23 protein-coding genes and 1 other annotated feature are annotated in these 25,054 nt (G+C 37.6%); of the genes, 7 read left to right on the top strand and 16 right to left on the bottom strand.

Annotated elements, in window-relative coordinates; all coding sequences use genetic code 11:
* Positions 1–218: 218 nt before the first annotated feature.
* The 7 genes from brnQ to AC3XNE_RS06840 form a co-directional block, all read right to left on the bottom strand.
* The gene (gene brnQ, locus AC3XNE_RS06870; protein WP_489831362.1) at positions 219–1,598 is read right to left on the bottom strand and encodes a branched-chain amino acid transport system II carrier protein; all 1,380 of its coding nucleotides are present in this window, start codon (positions 1,596–1,598) and stop codon (positions 219–221) included.
* Positions 1,599–1,789: 191 nt separating this feature from the next.
* Positions 1,790–2,053: a binding site (T-box leader), on the bottom strand.
* A gap of 64 nt (positions 2,054–2,117) precedes the next feature.
* Positions 2,118–2,723, bottom strand: a complete 606-nt coding sequence (locus AC3XNE_RS06865; protein ID WP_489831361.1) for a TetR/AcrR family transcriptional regulator — start codon at positions 2,721–2,723, stop codon at positions 2,118–2,120.
* 317 nt (positions 2,724–3,040) lie between these two features.
* Entirely contained in the window at positions 3,041–4,828 is a 1,788-nt protein-coding gene (locus tag AC3XNE_RS06860; RefSeq protein WP_489831360.1) for an FAD-dependent oxidoreductase, read from the bottom strand.
* Positions 4,829–5,746: 918 nt separating this feature from the next.
* Positions 5,747–6,886 carry a glycosyl hydrolase family 8 gene (locus tag AC3XNE_RS06855; RefSeq protein WP_489831359.1) on the bottom strand — a complete coding sequence of 380 codons (1,140 nt, stop codon included), beginning with the start codon at positions 6,884–6,886 and terminating at the stop codon, positions 5,747–5,749.
* Between the two features lie 17 nt (positions 6,887–6,903).
* A complete protein-coding gene (locus AC3XNE_RS06850) occupies positions 6,904–8,220 on the bottom strand; it encodes a glycosyltransferase family 2 protein (RefSeq protein WP_489831358.1) in 1,317 nt (438 codons plus the stop codon).
* A gap of 126 nt (positions 8,221–8,346) precedes the next feature.
* Positions 8,347–9,240: an IS982 family transposase gene (locus tag AC3XNE_RS06845; RefSeq protein WP_489831357.1), complete on the bottom strand. Its 894-nt coding sequence runs from the start codon at positions 9,238–9,240 to the stop codon at positions 8,347–8,349.
* 160 nt (positions 9,241–9,400) lie between these two features.
* The gene (locus AC3XNE_RS06840; RefSeq protein WP_489831356.1) at positions 9,401–10,264 is read right to left on the bottom strand and encodes a hypothetical protein; all 864 of its coding nucleotides are present in this window, start codon (positions 10,262–10,264) and stop codon (positions 9,401–9,403) included.
* Positions 10,265–10,857: 593 nt separating this feature from the next.
* Here AC3XNE_RS06840 and wecB point away from each other — a divergent pair.
* The 5 genes from wecB to AC3XNE_RS06815 all read left to right on the top strand — a co-directional run bounded on the left by wecB (position 10,858) and on the right by AC3XNE_RS06815 (position 14,208).
* Entirely contained in the window at positions 10,858–11,976 is a 1,119-nt protein-coding gene (gene wecB, locus AC3XNE_RS06835) for a non-hydrolyzing UDP-N-acetylglucosamine 2-epimerase (protein ID WP_489831355.1), read from the top strand.
* A gap of 524 nt (positions 11,977–12,500) precedes the next feature.
* Positions 12,501–12,971: a MarR family winged helix-turn-helix transcriptional regulator gene (locus AC3XNE_RS06830; RefSeq protein WP_489831354.1), complete on the top strand. Its 471-nt coding sequence runs from the start codon at positions 12,501–12,503 to the stop codon at positions 12,969–12,971.
* Between the two features lie 87 nt (positions 12,972–13,058).
* Positions 13,059–13,373 (top strand): hypothetical protein, encoded by a 315-nt coding sequence (locus AC3XNE_RS06825; protein ID WP_489831353.1) that lies wholly within the window; start codon positions 13,059–13,061, stop codon positions 13,371–13,373.
* Between the two features lie 353 nt (positions 13,374–13,726).
* The gene (locus AC3XNE_RS06820; protein WP_489831352.1) at positions 13,727–14,038 is read left to right on the top strand and encodes a hypothetical protein; all 312 of its coding nucleotides are present in this window, start codon (positions 13,727–13,729) and stop codon (positions 14,036–14,038) included.
* A gap of 41 nt (positions 14,039–14,079) precedes the next feature.
* On the top strand, positions 14,080–14,208 hold the full coding sequence (locus AC3XNE_RS06815) for a hypothetical protein (protein WP_489831351.1): 129 nt from the start codon (positions 14,080–14,082) through the stop codon (positions 14,206–14,208).
* Positions 14,209–14,417: 209 nt separating this feature from the next.
* On the opposite strand, the gene AC3XNE_RS06810 is transcribed toward AC3XNE_RS06815, so the two are convergent.
* The 7 genes from AC3XNE_RS06810 to AC3XNE_RS06780 form a co-directional block, all read right to left on the bottom strand.
* Positions 14,418–15,323, bottom strand: coding sequence for a GH25 family lysozyme (locus tag AC3XNE_RS06810; RefSeq protein ID WP_489831350.1), 906 nt, complete (start codon positions 15,321–15,323; stop codon positions 14,418–14,420).
* A 359-nt stretch (positions 15,324–15,682) separates the two neighbouring features.
* Positions 15,683–15,850, bottom strand: a complete 168-nt coding sequence (locus AC3XNE_RS06805; RefSeq protein WP_489831349.1) for a hypothetical protein — start codon at positions 15,848–15,850, stop codon at positions 15,683–15,685.
* Between the two features lie 515 nt (positions 15,851–16,365).
* Entirely contained in the window at positions 16,366–17,052 is a 687-nt protein-coding gene (locus AC3XNE_RS06800) for a 2,3-diphosphoglycerate-dependent phosphoglycerate mutase (RefSeq protein WP_489831348.1), read from the bottom strand.
* Between the two features lie 86 nt (positions 17,053–17,138).
* Positions 17,139–18,329 (bottom strand): MalY/PatB family protein, encoded by a 1,191-nt coding sequence (locus AC3XNE_RS06795; RefSeq protein ID WP_489831347.1) that lies wholly within the window; start codon positions 18,327–18,329, stop codon positions 17,139–17,141.
* Entirely contained in the window at positions 18,326–19,387 is a 1,062-nt protein-coding gene (locus AC3XNE_RS06790; RefSeq protein ID WP_489833385.1) for an AI-2E family transporter, read from the bottom strand. The genes AC3XNE_RS06795 and AC3XNE_RS06790 overlap by 4 nt, the downstream gene beginning before the upstream one ends.
* Before the next feature lie 233 nt (positions 19,388–19,620).
* Entirely contained in the window at positions 19,621–20,259 is a 639-nt protein-coding gene (locus AC3XNE_RS06785; RefSeq protein WP_489831346.1) for an HAD family hydrolase, read from the bottom strand.
* Between the two features lie 455 nt (positions 20,260–20,714).
* A complete protein-coding gene (locus AC3XNE_RS06780; RefSeq protein WP_489831345.1) occupies positions 20,715–21,752 on the bottom strand; it encodes an aldose epimerase family protein in 1,038 nt (345 codons plus the stop codon).
* A 329-nt stretch (positions 21,753–22,081) separates the two neighbouring features.
* Here AC3XNE_RS06780 and AC3XNE_RS06775 point away from each other — a divergent pair, with 329 nt between their 5' ends.
* Positions 22,082–22,384 carry a hypothetical protein gene (locus AC3XNE_RS06775; protein ID WP_489831344.1) on the top strand — a complete coding sequence of 101 codons (303 nt, stop codon included), beginning with the start codon at positions 22,082–22,084 and terminating at the stop codon, positions 22,382–22,384.
* A 261-nt stretch (positions 22,385–22,645) separates the two neighbouring features.
* Here the strand turns inward: AC3XNE_RS06775 and AC3XNE_RS06770 are convergent, their stop codons facing one another.
* Both AC3XNE_RS06770 and galE read right to left on the bottom strand, forming a co-directional pair.
* Complete coding sequence (locus AC3XNE_RS06770; RefSeq protein WP_489831343.1) at positions 22,646–22,909, bottom strand: hypothetical protein; 264 nt, start codon at positions 22,907–22,909, stop codon at positions 22,646–22,648.
* 196 nt (positions 22,910–23,105) lie between these two features.
* Positions 23,106–24,098, bottom strand: a complete 993-nt coding sequence (gene galE, locus AC3XNE_RS06765; RefSeq protein WP_489831342.1) for a UDP-glucose 4-epimerase GalE — start codon at positions 24,096–24,098, stop codon at positions 23,106–23,108.
* Positions 24,099–24,340: 242 nt separating this feature from the next.
* On the opposite strand from galE, the gene AC3XNE_RS06760 reads away from it, so the two are divergent.
* Complete coding sequence (locus tag AC3XNE_RS06760) at positions 24,341–24,979, top strand: alpha/beta hydrolase (RefSeq protein ID WP_489831341.1); 639 nt, start codon at positions 24,341–24,343, stop codon at positions 24,977–24,979.
* The last annotated feature ends 75 nt before the right edge of the window (positions 24,980–25,054 follow it).

The following is a 25,054-nucleotide window of genomic DNA, read 5'->3' as shown; positions in this document are numbered from 1 at the left end:
TCTGCGACAACAGATTACCGGTTCCAAGCCCGACATTTTCAATTAAAAATCACTGTTAAAATGAAATGAAAAGGTGCTGTCAGATAATGACCAATAACCCCGATCGTAATTTAAAATAACTGCAAAAGGCTGATTTAAATGATCGGCTTTTTTTGTTGTCTTATCCGGCGACTTCAAATTACTAAGCCATGCTGATCTATCCTGAAAAACCTACTACGTTATATATTGTCTGTTTCAACGCCGACGTTTTTCTGCATAACTTTTGATACAAACCAACCGGCCATAATACCCACTAATAAGAATGGAAGAAAATCCAAGCCAACACTATATAATGGAATAAATTTATCAGCCCATTTATCCAAGGTAGCAACTAATGGGAATTTGAAGAAAAATGACGGCAAATTATGGATAAAATCTAAAATAGCTGGGATCATCGTCAAGACGATCGTAGTACGATACATGATCTTATCTCGTCTAATAAACGGATACATCATTCCTAAAATGATCAAAGCAATGGCTAGCGGATATAAGAAACTTAGTATCGGAGAAGAATACGCGATGATCTGATCTAATCCAAAATTAGCGATCAAAAAAGATATCGATGAGGCGAAAAACAGGAAACGATGGTAACCAATATTAGGGAAAAGCTTGCCAAGATCTTGGGCCAATGAAGTGATCAAACCAATGGCAGTCGTTAAACAGGCCAATAATGTTAGGATCGCCAAAATCGAAGCGCCGATGATCCCAGTGTAATGTTGCATGATCACCGTAAAAGCACTTCCCCCTTCAGAAGTTAGCTTACTATACCCTAAACTCGAGGCTCCTAAAATGATCAGAAAAACATAGATCAACGCTTCAAAGCCCATGGTCAATGTACCGACCTTCGCTACCGAACGCGAACGTCGATCTTTATCATTTTGGCCGAACTGCTTAAGTGCTGCAACGATCGTTACACCGAAACCTAGTCCTGCCAGAGCATCCATAGTATTATAACCTTCCAGAAAGCCGGTAATAAAATTACCAGTCCCTTTTCCATCGAACGGCAACATCGACAAAGCAAAAACATCTTTGCCTTTGATCACAAAAGCGATAAAAAATAAGGCAGTCAATACCAAAACCAAAAGTAGATTCAAGATTTTACCAACATTACGGGTAATACTTTTTTCGTTATACGCCAGCAAGAAAACGGCGGCAAAGAAGACTGACGAAAAAAGCAGCAAACTCCAGTGTGTCCAAGATTTAGGAATAAATGGCTGAACACCCATTGAAAACGTAACTGTTGCCGTTCTGGGAGAGGCAACTAAAAGTCCCAATGAAGCATGAGTCAAGATCAAGAACAGCAAAGCAAAAACTCTGCCGGCGGGCAATGCTAAATCATACATACTATTACTTTCTGTCATGCTGATCGCTAAAATCGAAAACAGCGGCAAACAAATCGCCGAGATCAAAAACCCGCCTGCGGCTGATACCCAATTTGCTCCAGATAATTGTCCTAAATGAATCGGAAAAATTAAATTACCAGCTCCGAAAAATAATCCAAATAGTAAAGATGCTAAAATAATATACTGCTTGGTCGATAATGCCTCGTTTTCCTTCATAAGTGATCTCTCCTCGTAAACAACACTAAAATTAAATTTCATACTTACTTGTTTGCGGGTAATGGAACAGTCCCTTTTTTAGTAGTGGTTTCTGTTACTAGTCAGACTCCTAAAGATGGTCGGACTACGATAATGCTCGTTGTCTCCTGAGTTTCTTCGCTCTGTAAAAAAAGTCCCCGATCATTTTCATGATCAAGGACGCAAATGCGTGTTACCACCTATGTTCACAACTATCTCTCGATAGCTATCTCTAAAAGTACAGTCCGCCAAAATGGTTTTACTTTACCAAACGATACTCCATTGCTTTAATGGGCGCACTCCCATCAGCTACTACAATTAAAATCATAGCCGCGACTTGTAGATTACTTTCACTAACAAGCAAACTGCTTCTTTACACCCCACAGAAGCTCTCTGGAAATCCGCTTGCCAACTACTCTTCTACGCATTGTCTTTTTATGTCTTTATTTGTTAATAATGAGTGTAATGAATTGAGATTAAAAAGTCAACATAATTTTTTAATCAGCCCTTAAGGTCCAACAACTGATAAGGAGAGAGCATGCGTGTTTTAACTATGATATCGGCAATGTCTTCCTCAGACAATGGTTCTTTTTCTTTTAACCAGAACTGAATAATATCTATAATACCTGAAATAACAATTTGAACAACATAGTCGTCAGGGATCGTGGAAATGAAAGACAACTTTCCTTTGACCTTAGTTACCATTTCTAGAAGTTTTCTTTTCAAAAGCTCAGATAAGCTCTGAATAAATTTAGGATCACCATTTTGGCCCATCAGCCAAATCAAAGCTTTCTTATTTTGTCTGAGAAAATGCATTAATGCTATTAGCTGCGGATGAGCTGCTTGTGGATCATCATTTACAGCCGTGAGCTCTTCCATGACTCCTAATAATTTTTGTTCGACCTGTTTAGTCAAATTTTCTTCAATACTTTCTACTAATTTATCTTTATCAGAATAGTGGAGATAAAAAGTGCCTCGATTGATTTTGAGACGTTTGGTAATATCACTAACGGTTATTTTCGCTAGCGGCTTTTCTGAACCAATGGTGATCAGAGCATTGATGATCTTAGCGTCAGTTTTTCTATAATTTTGTGTTTTCTGATTCATATATTTTTTGGATCTCCCTTTTCCTATTACTCAAAGATTTTTAACGATGTGTATATGTATATGTTCTTTGTCAGCATTTATATTAACCTAGGCAATATGAAAACTCAACACATTGATTAGTAAAAAAATAGGAAAAATTATGACTGGCGTAAGTCTTATCAGTACAATTAGATCAGTGGCCAAAATTTTAGAAAGCAAAATATTTAACTGCGGGCACGCTCATACTTTTACTAGTGGGCATGTCCGCAGTTTTTACGTATCTGAAACTATTACTCATGGAGTTTCAATAGTGCTAAGGCAACAGTTTTGAGTATTATTTATATTATTGTTTCCGCATTCTTGACTGCATGTCTGCCACTATGCACAGCGAAACCACAAGCTGTCCCTGGCATATTCATGGTATAAACATTCTTGTAAAGCATTACACCATCCATACCTGTCGCGTAAAGTCCCGATATAGCCTCATGACTGTCATTGATAACTTCAAAACGTTTATTTGTACCGATACCTCCGATACCAACCAAGTAATCTTGATCTACTTGTGCAATATAGAAAGGTCCATTTTCGATTGATACTAGCATCTCTTTATCTTTGTTAAAATCAGTATCTTTACCCTTCTTACACAATTCATTATAATGTTTGATCGTTTCTTCTAAATTATGACTAGGAATATTGAATTCAATGGCCAAGCCGTTGATCGTATCAGCTTTATACAAACTGTGACCCTTGTTTTCTTTGACTGCAGTATCTAGAATTTCCGCTCCATTATTGAGACCCTTAACATTTTTGGCGAAATCCATAAAAATGTCACGTGTAAAAATAACATAATTTGCTTTGTTTTGCTTCATTGCCATAGACTGCAACATTAAGTTAAATGCAGCAATATTTTCATTAACAAAACGGTCGCCCTCTTCATTAACAAAAAGGATCTTCCCACCTGTCGTAAAGCCCCGATTACCATTAATTGGATCCATATACAAAGGTGGAGTAGTGGTAGGGAAGGCTTGCACATAATTCATGATCAACTGACTTGATTCATTGATCGTATCTTTTGCACCAACTTCTTGTGCCATGAGATATCCATCACCAACACTTGATGGCATACCCGTTAAAGCCATGTTTTCGGTATCCCAACCTTGCTTTTGTATTAAACCGCGGTTGCCTCCGATACCGCCTGTAGCAATAATAACCGCCTTAGCGTTATATTTAACGGTTTCTTCGTCTTCATTTTCTGCGACAACACCAACTACTTTTCCATCATTGTAAAGTACGTGTTTAGCTGCTGTATTAAAAACAAAGTCTACTCCGTATGATTTAGCTTTTGAAACCATTTGCGGCACGTAACCAGTCGAAGCATGTCCATCTTTAAACCAATGAAAGGTGTTGAATAATCCGGTATGATAATTATCCACCTGACCAGAATATTCAACGCCATTTTTTTGACACCAATTAAGATTTTCAGCAGATGAATTTATCAGATCCAACCAAATGGCTCCATTAGCACGGTACTGTCCCATCTGATGTTCAGCAGTCATGATCTCGTTTGGAGTTATTTTAATTCCCAGCTCCTGTTGCCGTTTCGAATTAAGAGCAAATTGCCCTTCGACGCCCCCACCATTACCACCGGCAGCCGCTAATTTTTCTAAAACAACGGTATTTATTTGATCTTCACCGGCTTGGACCGCAGCTGAAAGACCAGAGATCCCTGAACCTATAATAACTAAGTCAGTTGTTTTTTCTTTGTCGCAATCTTGATATTTGTCAACGTTATTCGTCATTTCTTTGTCTCGAACAACTGACTTCTGCTTTTCTTTTTTTACGCTTTGGCTATCAATGGTCCCAGACTTTTTTATAGCATTCTTTGTCGCATCTATGATGCCCAGTGAGCTTTCCGTTGCGCCAGAAACAACATCAACTTCCGGTGTTTGTTCGTGAATAATTCGCAGCGGGATCGTCCTAACGGTACTATGAGACACAGCTTCTGTATCATTGATCTCTGCAACTTCCACCTTACTAATAAGTCCGTCTTCAATCGTAACTAAAACCTTTGTTTCCCCTTCAAATCCGCGAGAAGTTCCTTGATACTTTCCATCCTCCAAAGTCATGACGTTACTCCTTTCTAAAACAGCAAAGCAAAAGTAAGCAAGAAAAAACTCGATAACCGGAACTTCTTACTTACTGTAGCTCAGCTAATTTTGCTGCTTAACTACCGACTATCTTTTACACTAATAATACTATCATTTTTAGTGAAATATTTCACTTTAAGAAGTGCCTGTAAAGTTCAGCACTTACTATCTTACCCGCATTTTTCTAAAGAAATATTTGTTGAACGCCGTTAAAGAGCAATCAGGAATAAAAGAAAAACTCATCACATATTAGTGAACAAGTGATCAATAATTTTAAGAACAAAGTTGAGTTGTTGCAAAAAATGTGATTCGAAAAGCGAGTTTGCTGTTTGAACCACATTTTTACGTTTTCATTCTTAAAATAACTAACGCCAAACTAAATTAAACACATAATTCAAGACCCTGCACACCAGGTAGCAGATACTTGTTACCCACAGATAATAAACCAGGATCCCTACAACGAATAAAGGAAGCAACCAGCCATGAAAAATAGCCAGCAGTATTGAAAAAGTCCAGATCATAGACGACAGGTGTATCAGTTTTAGAAACATTTGTACTATCAAGAAAGTAAGGGCAAATTTGGCACTAACTTCTAACTGCTTGCGATTGATCATTAGCTTTTCCTTCCATCTTAAATTTAACAGTCTTTTTGATTAGACAACTTAATATAATTGCTATTGCTTAAAACACAAAAAGATAACAAACGTAGTAAATAAGTTTGTTATCTAAAAACTTGTTGAAAGGGTCAGTTTTTATAAAAATAATACAAGAACCTATTGTGAACCTGTTTGATCAATTAAAAAAGGTTCAAAAATTGGCTGATCAAGCCTGTAGCTTCGCTTGACATCTGCGAAATCAAGTTAATTAAACTAGAGAAGTCCATTTTCTCACCTCCTCTCATTTAGCAAGTTTGTCATTCATCGTATCTACGGCAGCGATAGTAGTCAGTGTCGCATCATAATAATTATTCTGTGTCAATGCCTGCGCAAAAATTTTTTCTTGTCTTAGGTCTTTGTGCTTTTTATTTACATTTTTCGCATAATAGATCGGAGCCTTAAAACTATTTGTTTGATAATGCTTGATCGGTTTACCATCTAGGGCATAACCTGCCAAAAGCTGACCTTGATCGTTGAAAAACTTCAGCATTTTTTTCAAGACATTTTGTGCTCGCGGATCATCACTGTTAGCTAACATCATTGGTACCCGACAGGCATTTGCAAAATAATCGCCATCATTTTTCGAAGAAACTACTTTTCCTTTGACTGGTCTCGCGTCAGTGCTGCTGATCCAAGCAAAATCGGGTACGAGTCCAGTATGTTGCTTTTTACTTAAATCCTCTATTCGGTCAAGCATGGTGTTTTTAACTGACAGCCAGCGTTTGTCTCCACTAGCCTGATAAAATGACTCAAAAAACTCTGGAGCAACGTCAGAGGTCCGCATTAAGTTGTTGTATGGAGATTTTTTATTGACCCAATCTCCTACGGTCAAAGCTTGAGTCTGACTGTTATATTCATAAGTTAAGATATCTTTTGTTATATTGTGCTCGATTTTTTTATAATAAGCGGCTCGCTTAGGCCAAACCTTAGCTGCTTGATGAAGACTATAGGCAATATAGATATCACCATCTGTTGCACTATTATCTTCACTAGTCCATTTCCCATCCTTTTCAGACTGCCGCCATTCCATCAGCCAAGTCTTAGTCTCGTTGTTTTTACCAACACGATCACGGTGAGCTAAATAATAGTCTAATAAGTTATCAAAATCCTCGCGCTTTGCCCATCCCTTAGAACCAGCTTTTTGAGTAATATATAATCCATATCCTTGACCTTCGGAAAGTGCTACAGGTTTAGCCTTATTATTGCTAGTATTCACAAACGATTGGTTTTTATCGTGTTTGACAACATAGCCTTTTTGCCAAGCCTCATAGATCTTATATTGTATTTTATTTGAATTTTTAACGCGCACAGAAGTTAAAGTCCCGATATAAATCAACGCTATGATCCCCAAAAATATCCATATATACCTTAAGTGTTTCATCCAAAATTTCCTTTCCATTAATTATTAAACCGTTTAGTTTTGACCCAAATATTTCCATTGCGATGGAATAATGCATCTAAACAAACGGAAGACACTGCATGAACGGAAATCACGATAAACAACTGCGAATAAGTAAAGTATGATATTAAGGACAGCCAAACTTGTTGAGTTGTGGCTTGCCCATATTGGGTCGATAACGCAACTGATATTTGTAAAATATATAACACTATCATCAATATCCAATTGATCAGCAGAAGCTGCATGATCATCCCACTATTATTTCCAAAAGTGAACGGCAATTCTAAGCCAGGTTTAAAAATTCTAACAAACAAAAACAACATATTAGTTACGAATATTAGATCCGACAAAATAATTGCTGCATTAAACCAAAAAAAGGTACAGGAATAATAAAAAGTTTCTATTTTGACACGCCAGTTGCTACGTTTAAAAAGATACTTAAAGTTGTGGATAACCACTTGATAATTTCCTTTGGCCCATCGCAAACGCTGATAATAATAATCATGCAAACGTTCCGGCTCCTGCTGAAACGCTTCAGAATTATATGCCAAGGCGATCAATTTTCCGCTTTGCATAATTTTAAAGGAGATATCTGTATCTTCTGTCAACGCTCCGTTTCTCCAACCGCCGATCGATTTCACAAAATCCCGGTTAATAATAAAATTTGTACCAGGGATCCGACCAATTTTAAACATGTGCCAGATCGCACAATGTTGGATCCGTTGAGTAACAACGATTTCCTGGTTAATACATTGCGTTAGAAAGTTTTGCTTTGCATTTCGCGTTTTGTTGCGGCCAAAAACCGCCATGTGACGTTCTGGATTTTCCAAAGCCTTTTTTACCAGAAAATAAAGGGCATTTTCTTCTGGCATAGCATCAGCATCATAAACACCAATATAATCGCCGTGAGCCATCTTGAGAGCATCGTTTAAGACGCCCGCCTTCCCGCCATCACCGTTGCGATCGATTATTTTAACATCTCGGCCGTAATAACACGGTAAATTGACCACCTTATGCATTTCACTTAAAGTTTGATCATCGCAATTATCAGCGAATAACAATAATTCGACGCGTTCCTTAGGGTAATTCAAGTTAAGTATTGCTTGAACAGTTTGCGCAACTACGATCTCTTCATTATGAGCAGGCACAACTATCGTGACTTTCGGATACGAAGGTAAAGGACCTGTATGTACCACCTTGGTACTGTGACTTAACCAAAAATGAGTTGCCCCACTGAGGGTCGTTACTGACATTAACAGTGATGTCCAAATGGAAACCAACGTAATGATCATCAAAATTTCAGGAACCACGATCATTTCACCTCTTTATAACTTGCGGATGACTCACTAGTCACACTTTTACCTAAAAGAGTGTTTTCCACACGAAAATAAATGATCCATTGGCAAACAGAAATAATCAAAATTACAACAAAACGCGTGGTGCTAGTTCGTAATAATTCTATTTTCTGTAAAATCAAAAAAGCCTAAATTATAAATAAAGACGGTCAATTCAATTTTTAACCAAAAGCCTACCACTGACCGCGTGAGATTTTTTTCGATTCCATAATCTTCAACTAGGATCGAGAAACGGGATTCGATCGTGCGCCGGAGATCTTTCAAAGCCGGAACATTGTGCTGTTTGGCTCCTTTCATGTTTGAACGGTAAGGTGTCCAGAGCTCATAACCTAGCTCGCCAAAATCTTCTTGTAAGGGCTGTCCCACATAACCGACATCCGCTAAAACAAAGGGACACGGACAGCCTGCGATCAAAGTTGACGCCGCTTGGGTGTCATGTTTAGAGGCCTCGGTGACAGTGTAATTTAAGATATAACCGCTGAGCGAGGTCTCAAAATGAGTCTTAAACCCGTAAAAATACATGTCTTTGGTCGCATTGTAGCCTAGGTCAGCTATGCCGCGGAAAACCTTGGCCCGCTTATTTCTAACTTTTTGGCATAAAGGGTTAGGCAAACTATCAATGATCGCAAACTGTCCTGTTTGCGCATAGTCGCGAGTCAACCCCTGCCGCATGGCCATGACCACTGGGAGAAGACGTTGTGCTCGTCGGTTAAAACGGGAGCGCTCAATGTTCAATTGATGTGGGATGAAGGTCTGTGCCCAGGCAAAGAATTTACGCTGGGAGTGCATCTGTGTAATGACCTGTAAACACAGTAAGGCTAAGATCTGCACATCAGAAACACGAGACTTAGTGGTGTTACGGCGTTGCGAAATATAGCGCGGGCAGTATTTTTGATAAAGCTCAGCACAAAGAACTTTAAGTTGAGCTAAATTGACTTGTAAATTATGTCGTTTTTGTTTAAACTTTAAGTGGTCCAACAAGATCAGGTCTCCTTTGTTTAAGTCACTTAAGAGTCTAACCTTGTTGGGCTTTTTTTGTAAAATTTTGTACTAAATAGTTGAATGTTACGAACTAGCACCACGCGTACAACAAAAAATATTAAACTGATAATGGCCATCATCCAAAAAAAGAATTCATTCACTAACTTTCGTCTCCCTTCAAATATTCCGTTACGATATCAGTTTCCATTTTGCGATCTATATAGCGGACTGCATCTTTCAAATCTGAAAATTCCGTTGAATTAAAATAATTAACTTCCACATCACCCCATTTAAACTGTAAATCAGTTTTCAAAAGCCTGAGTTGGTTTAAATGTTCTTTAGTAGCTGTATTTAACTTCTGATACGGCTTGTCCGCTAAGTCATAGGAAATGATCAAGAAAGTTGCATCTCCAAGATAATAAATTGACTCAGATGGCAAACGATCATGCTTAAAGACTTTGGCGATCTGTTCTAAGCTTTGGCTATATGCCTCCGGGTGAAATTGACGGAATTGAGTATTGTGTGCCCAGTGAACAGCAGTAATATGTACTTTAAATGCCTTATCGTAGTCGTTTTTTATGAACCGAAGCGCTTTTTGATATATTTTCTCTGCATTATGAGCGGTTTGAAACTTAGTGATCTGATCATAATGCTTGGCGTATTTTTCAATAGCACTTCGATTTGAATCAAGCCACCCAAACTCGCCGATCATGTAGCGACAAATGATCATCACCACAGCTCCCAGCGGAAAAACCGCGATCAAAAACAACTTTAAATGCAGCGGCATCGTGACGTTGCCCAGTAACAAGACAGCACTCCCGATAGTAGTAAGTATAAGAACAGCCCAAGTTATTAAGATATTAGGGATAAAAATTCCAGTAGCTAAACCACTAATAAGCAAAATTACAACGGCTGCCGATATCGTCGGTGAATAAAGGCCAATATAGTACATAAAAATAGTAATGGACGATAACAACACAAACGAAACTAACAGATTAGTTTCGACCTTATGTTTTTTATACAAAATAAACTCTCCTCTCATACTATGAAATAAAAGTAAACCAAGTTGGCACGCAAATGTTGGCACTTTTTATTTAGCCCTTTCTGCAAAGTATTAAATTATTTCGCAGACTATTCACTCAAAATCACTAGCTGTTACCTGACCCATTCAGTCCTTTGGATTATTTTTAGCTAAATTATTATTCGCACTTATGATATTTTTCTATTTTTGAATATCACAACATTTTTCGTTACCAGCTCGATAAGTATAATATATCTTTAGTAATAACTAATAGTTGTACAACATTATTATTAAACAAGCTAAACTGTTATCACTAGTAGTAAGTTCGTTTTTGAAATGCAAACGCCTTATATATAGCATTATCTAAGACCATATGTTTTAGCAGATCAGGAATAAGTCGGCAAAGAGGTGTTTATTTTTAAAGTTATAAATAATTTTTTTGATTTTCGTTTTTATATAAATTGTTTTTCGATACTTATGGCCCTATTAAAATGGAAGCATTCGTTGTTTTCTAGAAAATAACATAAAGTTTATCAAAAGCTAAAAGAAATACTGATAACAACTGGTCAATAAATATTAGAAATCGGAGGAGAAAGATGAATAAAATTAAGGTAATGACTGTTTTTGGCACACGTCCTGAAGCAATTAAAATGGCTCCGGTGATCAAAGAAATGCAGCAAAGGCCCCAGGAATTTAAAGCAATAACTGTTGTCACCGCGCAACACCGGGAAATGTTAGATCAAGTTTTGCATAGCTTTCATATTGACCCAGACTATGATTTTAACATTATGCATCAAGAACAAACTTTAGGTGAGATCACCACTGAAGTTTTGCAAAAAATGTCTGCCGTGATCTCAAAAACACAACCTGACATTGTTTTAGTTCACGGTGACACCACCACTACTTTAGCTGCTAGTATTGCAACATTTTACCAAAAAAGAACGCTGGGACATGTCGAGGCTGGCTTACGGACCTGGGACAAATATTCACCCTACCCGGAAGAAATGAATCGTCAAATGACTGACGCTTTAACTGACTTATATTTTGCACCGACTAGCCAAAGCAAAAGAAATCTTCTACTTGAAAACCATCCCAAATCGCGGATCTTTGTCACAGGTAATACAGCGATCGACGCTTTAAAAGAAACAGTACAAGCTGATTATCAAAATGAAGTACTGACCAATATTACAAAAGGGCACCGAATGATATTGGTCACTATGCACCGGCGTGAAAACCAAGGACAACGAATGTACCAAGTATTTCAAGCCATGAAAGATGTCTTGCTTATGCGTCCAGATGTAGAAATAGTCTATCCGGTCCATTTAAACCCAGCTGTTCAAAAAGCTGCCCATGAGGTGTTTGATGGCATTGATCGTGTACATTTGATCGCACCTCAAGATGTGATCGACTTCCATAATTTATCTGCCCGTAGTTATTTTATAATGACTGACTCAGGCGGTGTTCAAGAAGAAGCTCCTTCACTTGGAAAGCCAGTTCTTGTATTACGTGACACGACAGAACGACCTGAAGGAGTAACAGCCGGAACATTACAATTGATCGGCACCGACTACGCTAACGTCAAAACTAAGATGCTCAACTTGCTCGATGATCAAAAAGAATATCAGCGAATGGCACAAGCATCTAATCCTTACGGTGATGGATATGCATCACAGTGGATCTTGGATGCGATCAAAGAATACTTTAAAGTAGATTAACACTGGCAGTTGAAGCACTCTCCACTTTTAGCTTTCAAAAAACATGGAAAAAAACGCTTAAAAACAGCAGATCTTCACAAGGATCGCGCTGTTTTTTTGTGATCAAATAGAATATATTCAGACTGAACGATGAAAAATATTTCCATATTCGGCGGAAAATATTAACGAATAGATGAATCAATTAGCTAAATTGGTATAGCCGGGAGAACATTATGTTGATAGTTAATGTTGTACTTCTTTTAATTATTGTATACATGATTAACTATAATGTTATTGTGAACAATTTTATACATATATTTTTTTATGTTAAACTTTTACATGTTTGTACTCCCATATGTAAAGCTGTCTTTGACCTTGACAGCTCACACTTGGAGAATAAACTTTTTGATTACAATAAATTACTGTAACTACTAAGGAGGGAGATCCAAGGAAATACTAATGAAAAAAATAAGTATAATTTATTGTGATTTTGTGAACCTTCTGCCTTTACTTAAAATTATTTATTAAATTTGGGAGATTATAGAATGGGAAAAAATAAATATGAATTGTCAACAATGGAAAGTGAATTTTGTTTCGCAGTTTATTTTACAGAAAGAAGTTTTGCAAAATTCTTCTCTAAGATCTTAAAAGAATTCAAATTGACTTTCACTCAATATGTAACTTTATTAGTGCTTTGGCAAGAACAACGGCCTGTAAAAATGAGTGAGATCACTTCTCTTTTGCAGCTCGATTACGGTACAACTTCTCCTCTCTTTAAAAGAATGGAAAAAAATGAATGGGTCGTGCGCAGATATTCAGCTAACGATAAACGACAGGTCTATATCGAACTAACTGAAAAGGGAAAAAGCAAGGAAAAAATCATAAATGGTCGCGTGAAAGAGTATCTGAACTCTATCAACGACACAAATGATGATTATAAAAAGGGATTGCAATCTATTTACAAAGTAAATAACAAGATCAAAGACGTCAATGATTATCTTGAAGACCTATTTTAAGCAACGAACACAGATATTTTGACTCTAAACCCTCTAACCCCAATTAGGTGGGTTCAAGTATTTCTAGGAAGGATCATTAGCCGCCAAATGAAATCAAATCAGGAGAAAATGCTACTTTTAAAAAAGATTTCGACTGGTCAGATCGACCCAGGTGAAATCGAAGAAAATCAACTACTAAAACAAATGGTCTTTAAGCAAAAACTTATCAATTATACCCTTGACTTTAATCAGCGTACTGGTCGTTATTACGTTTCTCAGCTGGACTTAACCGAAAGCGGCAAAGACGAATTAACTACTCTACTTCGCAACAAACGAACAGGGAAGAAAAATAAAGTGCTCGTAATGTCGCTCTTTGTAATGGGAATGTTCATGGGGATCTTAATTGCAAACTTTCTTCTTTGAATGAATTATGAAAACAATGTGTTAAATACCAACCTATAGTTTGGGCAATTGTATTTCCGGCAAGAAAACACTTCTGGTATTTCAATTTTAACAAATCTTTCACAATGTGATTTTCAAATACTATTGTGATATTTTGTCCGTATCAAGCATTAATAGCTGCCAATAAACTGCCTCTGTTCTATTAGCGAGTGGCTTTGTCAGTTAATACCAAGGATCTGCCATAAATTCATTTTCGGACAGCCGCTAACGGATCATTTAAAAAACAGGGGATCGTTTTTTAAATCATCATATCTTTGGTCAAAGATATAGAGAATGTGCGGAAATACAACAATTTTCAAGGAGCTTAGATGATAGTGGATAAACAACAAATTAACCTTTTGAAAAAAATCGAACAAAATAAGATCGAGCCTTATGAGGCATATTCAAACAACCTTTTATCCGAATTGATTTTTAAAGAAAAATACGTGAGATACACTTTATATTCAAATGCCATGACAGGTCGCTACCAGATCAAAAAATTACAGTTAACTGATAAAGGGCAGGTCGAATTAGGTCTCGCCTTAGAAAAGCAACAGCAAATCGACGACAGTAACCTTAAAATCATTTTGTTTATTGGCGGTCTTTGCCTTGGTGTGTTGATGAGCAAACTTTTATTTCATGTCTAAAAAGTTAAATTTAATTAGAAATTAGATAAGGAGAGATGAGCATGTCCAACGATGTAAAAAAATTGATCATAAACATTATCTGTGTTTTACTAACGTTTGATGTCTGGCTGGTTGCACCCGGTCAGATCCTATATGCAGTGTGTGGTGCATCGCTATTCAATTTATCTTAGACAAAATTTATATTACATCTGAAAGTAGTTCTTAAAGCTTCCGGCGAACTCGTCCACCAAACATAATAAAAATGAACTCTCACATAGATCAGGTAAGCTGTGTTCTCGCCGGCCTCCTTACCCTTTCATGTAAGAGTTCTTTTTTATTTCAAATCTATCTTGCTTTAAAAATGCTAGTTCTCTTATCTGCAAGTTTTAAATTTACCTATTTATTGAAGCGGTTTTGTTCCTGCTGATTTGGTAAATAAATTAGCATAGTCCATCTCTACATCGACATAGCCAGTATAATTACCGTTTGGGATCTTAGCTGTGGGACTAAACTGCCAAGCCCCGTAATCTGTTTGCCAATTTGTTCCCGCTTTCGGATGATATGGATACTGTGCTTTCCATGTTCTTTTAAAGCCGACCGTATTTGCTGCGGCATCACGGTACAAGTACGAACCGCCCGTATAAATACCATGCTGTTTATATCCTGCTGAACTTAAGATCTTCCAAAAAGCGTTTATATTTGCTGCGATTTGCGTCGTTTGCGTTGATTCATCCTCAACATCGTTCATGATCAGTATCTTTTTACTCAACTTGTTTTTCTTCAAAAAGTTTAATAAATAATTTGCTTCTTTCTTGGAACCGCTGATCGTACTTGAAGTAAAGTAATGATAAACATCTACATTTAAGCCGGCCGCAGCAGCATTTTTGATTTGAGTCAAAGCAGTTGGATTAGTATATGAAGCTCCTTCTGTCAATTTAACGATCACTGTTTTAACGCCAGCCTTCTTCACTTTTTTGTAATCAGCAGGTGTCATATTCGACTGATATGATGCGACATCAATGGCATCCACCCTCGAGCGAGATCTATCACCGATATTAAAAACATCCGTCCCATATGGATTACTTGCTTTAGCTGCAAATGAATTACCTAGTGTATGATTGGTAGTTTCATTACTCATTCCTTCCCCCACATTTTTAGCGGCTTGGTCTGCTGGACCATCTTCAGGAACTAAATTTGCAAATACCGGCTGACTACTATACATTCCTCCGGACACACCTGCAAATAAGCATAGTGTGAATAACCCAATGATCAGCCAACTCTTTCCTTTATTGCTATCTATTTTCAATCTCTTCCCTCTTGTCTTTTGCTCTACCTGTTCTACCCTCTTGTAATGAAAAACAATACGATCTCAGCATATCATATATTTTCACCGTTTAATACTGCTCTTATGTTGCACAACCAAATTGAATAATTGTCAGTTTCTGAATATTTTCAATTTGATCATTTAAAAAAATGCCTGTTAAATATTATGGTGAGCGACCAGCTCCTCCCTTCTACATTACATAAAAAATTATAGCTTAATTATATAATAATTACTACTTGTACAACATTACAATATTAAACTATTTCCTACCTGATTACTTTCCTCGTTACATGTCCACCATTTCATTAAAAGGTTGCGGTTAAATTAAGTATAAAAATCAGCTAATTCTCATATTTTTCGTTTTGTTTCATCTTTGCTATTTTCAATTTATTTTTTAAAATTTGCTGTTGACACTGTACCGCCTCACTAGATCTGCCCTTACTAATATATTTTCTCAAATTTTGTTCTAAATCAGTAATTTCCTCTAATAAAGTATCTCTATCTTGCATTTTAATTCTCCTTGTAATTGATCTATGCAACAAAGCCTCATAGAATCGTCGCACTAACCATCCCGTAAAAAAACCCACTTAACCAGAGTGGGTCTAACATACCAATTGCGACAATCTGAGCTTTTGTCAACCTTCATAATTTAACACATAAATTTTTTTTAGAAAAATTGCGTGAGATGTCAACTACGATCACTACATTTACCAACAAATAGCTCCGCCATTTATAAAAAAAACCCAGTGACAAATCAACTGGGTTTCTTTAAACAAGTGTATTTATTTAGCACCGATTTGCTTTATCAAAAACAAATCATTATCTTAGCCTGTTAACATCAGGAGTTGTTAACGATTAAAAGGTTAACATTCAATTTAATAAATATAAAATTGTGCTACATATCACTCTTAATATTTCTGTGCTTTTCTCAATATAGATATTTTCTTCCCAAACAAAAAAAGACCCATAATGCGGGTACTCGGCATTATGGGTCTTCAAATACTCTATCACTTACTATTTTAAATTAAAGCTTTTCTTTATTAACTACGTTCAATTGGTCATCCATGTCATAAACGACTGGTTGGCCTGTAGCCATTTCCAAGCTAACAATATCATCATCTGAGATATTCTCAAGATACTTGGTCAAGGCACGCAATGAATTACCATGCGCTGCAATAACAACGTTCTTGCCGTCCAAAAGATCTGGAGCAATATGATCTTCCCAGAACGGCATTACACGTTCCAAAGTAACCTTCAGATTTTCGCCACCTGGAACAACATGTGGGTCCAAGTTAGCATAACGGCGTTCTTTAACAGCAGAACCTTCGTCATCAGGCTTCAAAAGTGGTGGTAAGACATCGTACGAACGGCGCCATGTATGAACTTGTTCTTCACCAAATTTTTCAGCAGCTTCTTTTTTGTTTTGGCCTTGCAATGCACCATAGTGACGTTCATTCAAGCGCCATGATTTGGTTTCAGGGATCCATAGTTGGCCGCTTTCTTCCAAAGCAATGTGCAAGGTCTTGATAGCACGTGTCAAAACTGAAGTATAAGCTTGGTCAAATTCGATCCCAGCTTCTTTAAGTTTCTTTCCTGCTTCTGTAGCTTCTTGTACACCTTTTTCGCTTAAGTCAACGTCAACCCAGCCAGTAAAAAGGTTTTCTAAGTTCCATTCACTTTGTCCGTGACGGATGAATACTAATTTTGGCATATTAAGTACAGACCTCTTTCTATATTTTTATTATACAAGTTCATTTTACACTCAAATTTGCAAAATTAACAGTATTTTGTGAAAATTTAAGCTTGATCTTCTTGCAGTGTTTTCACTAAGGATGAAACAGCAGATCGCAAGTTTTCAGGTGTAGTTGCTAAATTGATCCTAATATGACCTTCACCGCCGTTGCCAAACATACTTCCAAAATCAACTGCTAATTTCGCTTGATCTTGAACAACGCGTTTGAGATCCTCAGGTGTCACAATTTCCGACAAATCGACCCAGGCTAAATAAGTTCCTTCCTGATCAGTTATTTTGATTTTTGGGAAAGCATTCTGCAAATGTGACTTCAGATAATCATAGTTATCCTTGACCACCGCCAATAAGCCTTCTAACCAGTCCGCACCATCACGATAAGCTGCCTCTCCCGCAACTAAACCTAAAATATTGCTTGCCGGAGCATGCAAGACCTCTTGTTGCTGGTCATAGCGGTCGCGTAATTGCGGGTTAGGAATAACAACATGACTGATCAATAACCCGGCCATGTTAAAAGTCTTAGACGGTGAATCTACCATGATCATGTTATCCCGATAAAAACCATCTTTGATCGACAATGCCGAGACAAATTTTTTATCTGCAGGCAAAAGGTCATGATGGATCTCATCACTGATCACCAGTACCTGTTCTTTACGACACAGCTCCAATAAGTCTGTTAGTTCTTCTTCCGTCCACACACGTGCTACAGGATTATGTGGATTACACAACATCAAAACTTTAACATCATTGGCCACCATTTGTTCCTCGATCTTTTCGAGATCCATTTTATATTCGTTGCCAAAATCCACTAACTCATTAGCAACAACTTTGCGGTCATTATTTTCTATCACATGACGAAATGGGTGGTATACCGGCTCCATGATCATTACTGAATCACCAGGCGCTGTTAAAAATTGCAATAGAGTACTTAACGATTGCACTACTCCGGTACCAAAACGCAGCCACTCTTTATGCAATTCAATGCCATAGCGTTCTTTTTGCCATCCAAAATAAGCATCGTAATAGCTTTCAGGTGTGATCGAATACCCAAACGCGCCATGGGCTACCCTTTTTTGAAGAGCGTTTATGGAGCTTTCAGGGATCTTAAATTCTGTATCGGCGACCCATAACGGATAAAGATCACTACTACCAAATTCTTCTTGCATACCATCCCATTTAACTGAAGACGTATTCCTACGCTCAACTGCATTTTTCGTTAAAAATTCTTCTTTATTCACTCACTAGACTCTCCTTTTTTTACTTGGTTGTTTTTAGTACCTTTTTCATCATTACCCGCTGATTGAACCCCCAATACCTCTAATAAAAAGATAAAGATCGGGATACCTACTATCAACCCCCAAGTTCCAAAAATATGTTCTGAAACAAAGAGCACCACAAAGGTATAGAAGATCGGCAGGTTGGTTTTACTAGACATAAACTTCGGATTTAAAACATACGATTCCAAAGCATGGATCAAGAGTATCATGATCAGAACATAAGCCACCGATTTAATACCTCCATCAGTATAAGCAATCAGCGACATCGGAACTGCAGAAATTATCACGCCAGCCACCGGTATCATACTCAAAATAAAAATCATGACTACTAAACTATCGAGTTGAGGTATTTTCATCAAACTTAATCCGATCAAAGTCAAAACAGTATTGACGATCGCGATCAAAAATTGGGCTTCTAATACAACACCGAAAGTATTAACGAAGATATTGGCAAAATAACGCACGTCTTTAAAAAACCACGAGTAGGGTCCTTTAAAAAAGTTGCGCGAAAAAGCAAACATCCTATCTTTTTCAACTGTAAAAAAGAAACTTAACAAAAGTGCTATAAAAACTGAAACTCCAAAAGAACCCAAAGTTGTGATCGATTGAAATAATAATGATGCTCCGTTTTTAATTTGAGCTGTAATATCAGACTTGCTTATGTAGTCACTGATATATGACACGACTTCATTGGCTCCTTGCGGAGGGTCTTGATAAAAGCTGATCACCGATCTGATCATTTCTTCAAACTGACCAAAAATCTTAGGTGCATACTTAGTCACGACAAAGTAAACACCATACAGTATCACTGCGTATACCGCCAACACGATCAAGATAGTCGGTATATTTACCTTTTTTTGAATAAAATTGATCAACCGTACTACTAAAAAAGTGAAAATAAAAGTCAATAATATTGTGTTCATTAAACCACGAAAAATAAATAAGACTGCAATGATCACAGCTAGGACTACCGTACGTCGCAACCGAATATTGTTAATAAATTTTTCCCAAATAGTCATCATTCTCTCCCCCTCAACAATTAAAGAGCACGGTGCTCATAGTCCAATAGACACAAGAGCTTTCCATGCAGATCTCAACTATGACCAGCTATGTAGCTTTGTAAATTTTAAACCGAAAACATATTTAGTCATACTGTTAATTCTACATCATCGGGCACATAAAGTAATGAAAATCACCTTTAAACTCAAAACTACATTCACCATAATTGAAGTAATTTATGTGCCTGCCCGGCCTAAATATCTAATAATTGTTGTGGCTGCTCTAACAAATATGTCGGCCGCTCAGCTTTTATAGCATGAATATCATATGCACCCCAACCAGCGGCAGCAGTGTTGACTCCAGCTCTTTTTCCCGTTTGCAAATCAAAGACCGCATCGCCGATCATCACGGCTTGTTGCTTATTGACATGATAGTGGTCCACTAAATTCAAAATACCATCAGGGGCAGGTTTATAATTAGCCACCAAATCAGACCCGATCAAATCAGTAAAGTATTGGCCGATCCTTAATTTATCCAAATTACGGCCTAACGAGTCCGAACCTTTGCTCGAAACAACGTACAAACTATGTCCAGCCCCTTTTAATTCCCCCAATGTTTCCTTGATACCAGGAAATAATTTAGTATTGCGATCTTCGATCGTCGGATAATATTCGCGAAATTCCGCGTACATTTTTTGTAACTGTACATCATTTTTATCTAAATTTTCCCAAATCGGAAAAGACGTTTCGATCGGCAAACCCATTTCAGAAAAGATCATATCCCTAGTCGGCACGGGTTTAGCGGCATCCCCAAAAACTTTCTGGACCGCCATGATAGAAGCTTCCCCAGAGTCGGCCAAAGTATTGTCAAAATCAAACAAAAAAGTCTCCATTTAAATTCCATCCTTTATTATTAAAACAGAGCGGAACGAGACGCCTAAGAGATGAGCATTATCGGGCTTAGACCTTATAGTGCGGTTTTAGCACTGTGCGGTCTAAGTTGGATAAGTGGATCTCTTGTCTCGTATAGCTCGACTATAAAACAGAGCACAACAAGCCGGGTAAGCCTCGAGCATTATCGGAGTCTGATGCTATGGCGTGTTTTTCAGCGGTGTAGTATCAGACTTGGATAAGCGAAAAGGCTTGGCTTGTGCAGCTCGACTACAAAACAGAACAAAAGTAAGCGGGAAGTAGCGAGTACTACCCAGCCGCTAATTCGATTTTAACATTTTGTCTGTCTATTTCCATAATTTTCACGAGTTTTCCCAGCTAATAAAATATTTGCTCAAAGAAAAAAAGACACTGTTCCTTAATTTTACTTAAAGAACAGTGTTCCCATCTCTAAACCTTACTGTTGTTTATATTCGAAAGAAATATGGTAGGTTTTCTTTTCATTTTTCTTTAAAACGATGTCACCAAAGTTTTCATTGTTGATTGCATCTGGCAACTGCTGGGCCTCTAGAGCTACACCTTCACCTGGCAAGGCATCTAAGCCATTATCCCGCGCTAACTTGATACCATCATCGATCTCTGGCATGGTATACATCACTAGACCAGTACCTTCACTATTAATAGTAACCTGCCGGCCACTGTCATCATCGCGCAAAATTGCGACAGGCTGCGTAGCCATGCCGGGTCCATTGACCACGAAAGCATCATCAAAACCATTATTTTCATCTGCAGCTTGCTTCAGGTTTCTAAACTCACGAAAATCGTATGGAGTATCCTCGACCTGCAAGACCTGCCCTGTCGGGATCGTTTCATCATCAGTTTGCAAGTATTCATTACTATTGACCATTAAAGAATGAGTAGAAAGATCACGTTTATCACTTAGATTGAAATAGGCATGACATGTTGGATTAAAAAGCGTATCATGTTCGCCATTCAAAGCACTATATGAGATCATGACGCGGTCATTGTTATCTAAAGTGTAAATAACTGTTGCCAAATAATTTCCTGGAAAACCGTCACGTGACTCTTTGATATGTTTCTGGAAGATCACACTGACACTGTTATTTGCTCGTGAGGTCGTATACCCCCAATTCAAGAAACGATAACCATGGTCTCCTCCATGCAAGGTATTACCATTTTCATTAGTTGGTACCTGATACTTTGTCCCATTTAATTCAAATTGTCCATCTTTGATTCGTCCGGCAACACGTCCGATGGATTGACAACAACAAAGAGAATTGACATAGTACTGTCTTACTGTAGCGAAATTCAGTAAAATATTTTGCTTGTCCCCATCTTCTGATGGTACTAAAAATTCATTCCACGTTGCCCCCATAGTGAAACAAGAAATTTCTGTCCCATTATCGTTAACTAATCTGATCTTAGTGACCACATGTCCCTCATAATTTTCTACGACGCTGCGAAATATATCCATTAGATTCCCTCTTCTTTCTGACCATGTCTTCTGTATCATCCACTTCAAGTGTACCGCATTTTTTAATGCTTTAAAAGCGGTTACATCAATATAAATGGTTCGCTCTATTTTTCTGAAATTGGTATAGTTATTTAAAAATAATCATTTTAATTGCTTTTATTTGCTGATTACTCCTTACAAGTAACGCATTTCCTATGATAAAGGGATTTTAAATTAAGCATTAATCATTATTTAACTATTAAATAGTCAAAAAAACTTGCATTCCACCCGCCGATAGAGTATGGTATATTACATCAAGAGAAACAGATAATTGAATTGGAGGAATTAGTATGAATAACACTGTTGTAGAAAAAACTGAAGCACGTAAAGAAAAGGATAAGGTATGGACAATTTCAAATGATGCAGGTCATTATTTACGAGTAGTTTTTTCTGTAGCTTTAGAAAACAATATGAAGAATCTACGTAATTTCTCTTTCAACAGATTTGAATCAGAACAGCTGAACAATCTTTCACCGCTTGTAGCTGACTTAAAAGATGACTATGAATTAAAAATTGATGACTCTGTCATCGGCGATGCTTTCTTGCCACTCGATGCCCAAAAGGCAGAGCAACTTTTTAAAAAAATTGACTGAAACTATTCGTTGATCACGCAAGCTCTTTATTAACCTTATAACTGAATAAAAGAAAAGATGCCACGTTCATTTCTAAAAGAGCGTGACATCTTTTCTTCTACAAATTTACCAAAAAAGACAACGTAGCTTTCCTACGCTGCCTTGAGACAATGATTTGTTAGTCGGTGTTATTTTAGCATACTGTCTTTAGTTAGCCAAACAAAATCCCGATCCTATTTTTCCTTTGTAAAATAAGAAAACTAACATAGTAACTAGTTTATTTTACTTTTTCTCAGCAATATCTACCAGTGCATCTTTAATATCATCTAAATCATTCTTGATCCCATTTAAAACATCAGCTGGTTCTGTAACGTCGGGACGATATTTAACACGACCCAAAGAGACCTTTTCATCTTTTTCGCGCTTATTTTGCAGATGTCTGTTAGGCGCAGATGCTGCTTTAAGTCCCGCTTGTACAAAACCTGAAGCCGCTACTCCTGACAAAAAAGCGGCCTGATTTAAACGGTTCTGTAATCTTCGTTTCATAATCGCTCACCTCACTGCTCATTTGTCTCTATCATAAGCTAAGCCTCTTTTTTTAGCAAGGAAGTTACTGTTTAGTCGACTTACACGATCCATCCCTTTCTGCTTATCCAGGTCCGGCACTACACCGCTGAAAAGTGCACTATAGTATCGAACCTCGATAATGCTCGAGGCTTAAGCGCCTTGCTCCACCTTGTTTTTAATCGGCATACCCTTCTGGGTGCGTTGAATGCCAATTCCAAGCTGTTTCAATAATTTTATGAATATTATCAAACTGCGGCTTCCAACCTAAAACTTCACGTGCTTTATCGGAAGCTGCCACCAGTGTATCGGGATCCCCACCACGACGAGGCGCTTTTTCAGCTGGGATCTCTTTGCCTGTAACATCACGAGCCGCATCCAAGATCTGCTTATTAGAAAAACCTGTCGAAGATCCTAAGTTAAAAGCATCCGAATCATGGCCAGCTACTAAATATTTTACGGCCAAAATGTGGGCATCTGCCAAATCAGTTGGGTGGACGTAATCGCGGACATTAGTTCCATCTGGTGTGTCGTAATCGTCACCAAAGATCATTAATTTGTCACGTTTGCCCATAGCAACTTGCAACACGATCGGGAGTAAATGTGTTTCCGGATGGTGATCTTCACCGATCGAACCATCCTCTTTAGCACCAGCAACGTTAAAGTAACGCAAAGCAACAAATTTGATCCCATAAGCTTCATCAGACCAACGCATGATTTTTTCCATCATTAACTTACTTTCACCATAAGGGTTGATCGGTTTTTGCGGATCACTTTCTTTGATCGGCATAGATTCCGGAATACCGTAGGTCGCTGCAGTCGACGAGAAGACAATTTTCTTAACACCAGCCTCATTCATAACCTCAAGTAATTTGATCATACCAGCCGTATTGTTGTCAAAATACTTCAATGGATCTTTCATTGATTCAGCAACCAAGGAGAAAGCGGCAAAATGAATAACTGCTTCAATATCTGGGTTTGCCGCAAAAACTTTACGCATAAAGTCCTGATCAGAAAGATCTCCTTGATAAAACTTCGCTTTTTCATTAACTGCGGCACGATGTCCAGTAACTAAACTATCAACCACTACAACCTCTTCACCTTTTTGTACCAAACGATCTACGGTGTGCGAGCCAATATAACCAGCCCCACCCAAGACTAATACTGCCATGCAATGATCCCTCCTATGTTAACTCTGTAATTAATGGCAAGGGTCTTTAAGTTTAAAAGCCCTTGCAGACCTTTCGTTCTTAATTCTAACAGTTTTTTTCAAAAATTGAAAAAATACTCGCGCTTTGTCAAACGTACCATTAAAGTTTTTGTTTACTTTTTGTAAGTATGATATGCTTAACTCATCAAGAAAGAAAGTCGAACATTTTTATAAGAATATTACTAATATGGGAGTGTGTCATCATGCAATACCTCTATCGTCTGAATTACCCCGAAAATTGGGATGAAAATACTCCGGTTGCTGTCGCTGTTCACGGAATGGGGACTGATTACAATGATTTGCAGCCAGTACTAGATCGGATTGCTTCATCAGAGATCCAGCTTTCATTACAAGGTGATCGAGTTTTCCATGATGGTTATGAATTTTTTGACGTAAATTTTGAACGAGGTTCAGAAAAAGAAAAAAACGTTATCAATATGGCGATCGAAAATGTTTATGCATCTATCCACGATCTTTTAGAGCAAGAAAATTTAAGTGCTCATCCTCTACATTACCTTGGGTTTAGCCAGGGAGCCATCATCGGGACCGGTTTGATAGTTAGTCAACCGAAACTTTTTCAACAAGTAGAATTATTTAGTGGTAGAATGCCATTATTCGTAGAACAAACAGCACAAAATACTCTAGCTGCTAATTTATCCAGCCCACGGATCTTTATCTCCCAAGGAACATTAGATCCTCTTTTTGGTACTGAAGTTGGCCAACATATTTATAAAGTCATGCTCGACCATTTTACAAACGTCCATTACCATGAATACTATCTTGGTCATGGGATCGCTCCGCAAACCTTAACTGATGTTTTAAGAGAAAACACTGTAGACTAAACCTGCTAAGAGAGTTGTATTTGTTGGAACCGCGACAAATAGCTAAACACTTTGATCATAAATAATGAAACAAAT

This window comes from Ligilactobacillus sp. JN-6 (Y).1 (genome assembly GCF_058111525.1).
The sequence above is the reverse complement of the archived record's forward strand: the minus strand, read 5'-3'. Positions and strand labels throughout refer to the sequence as shown.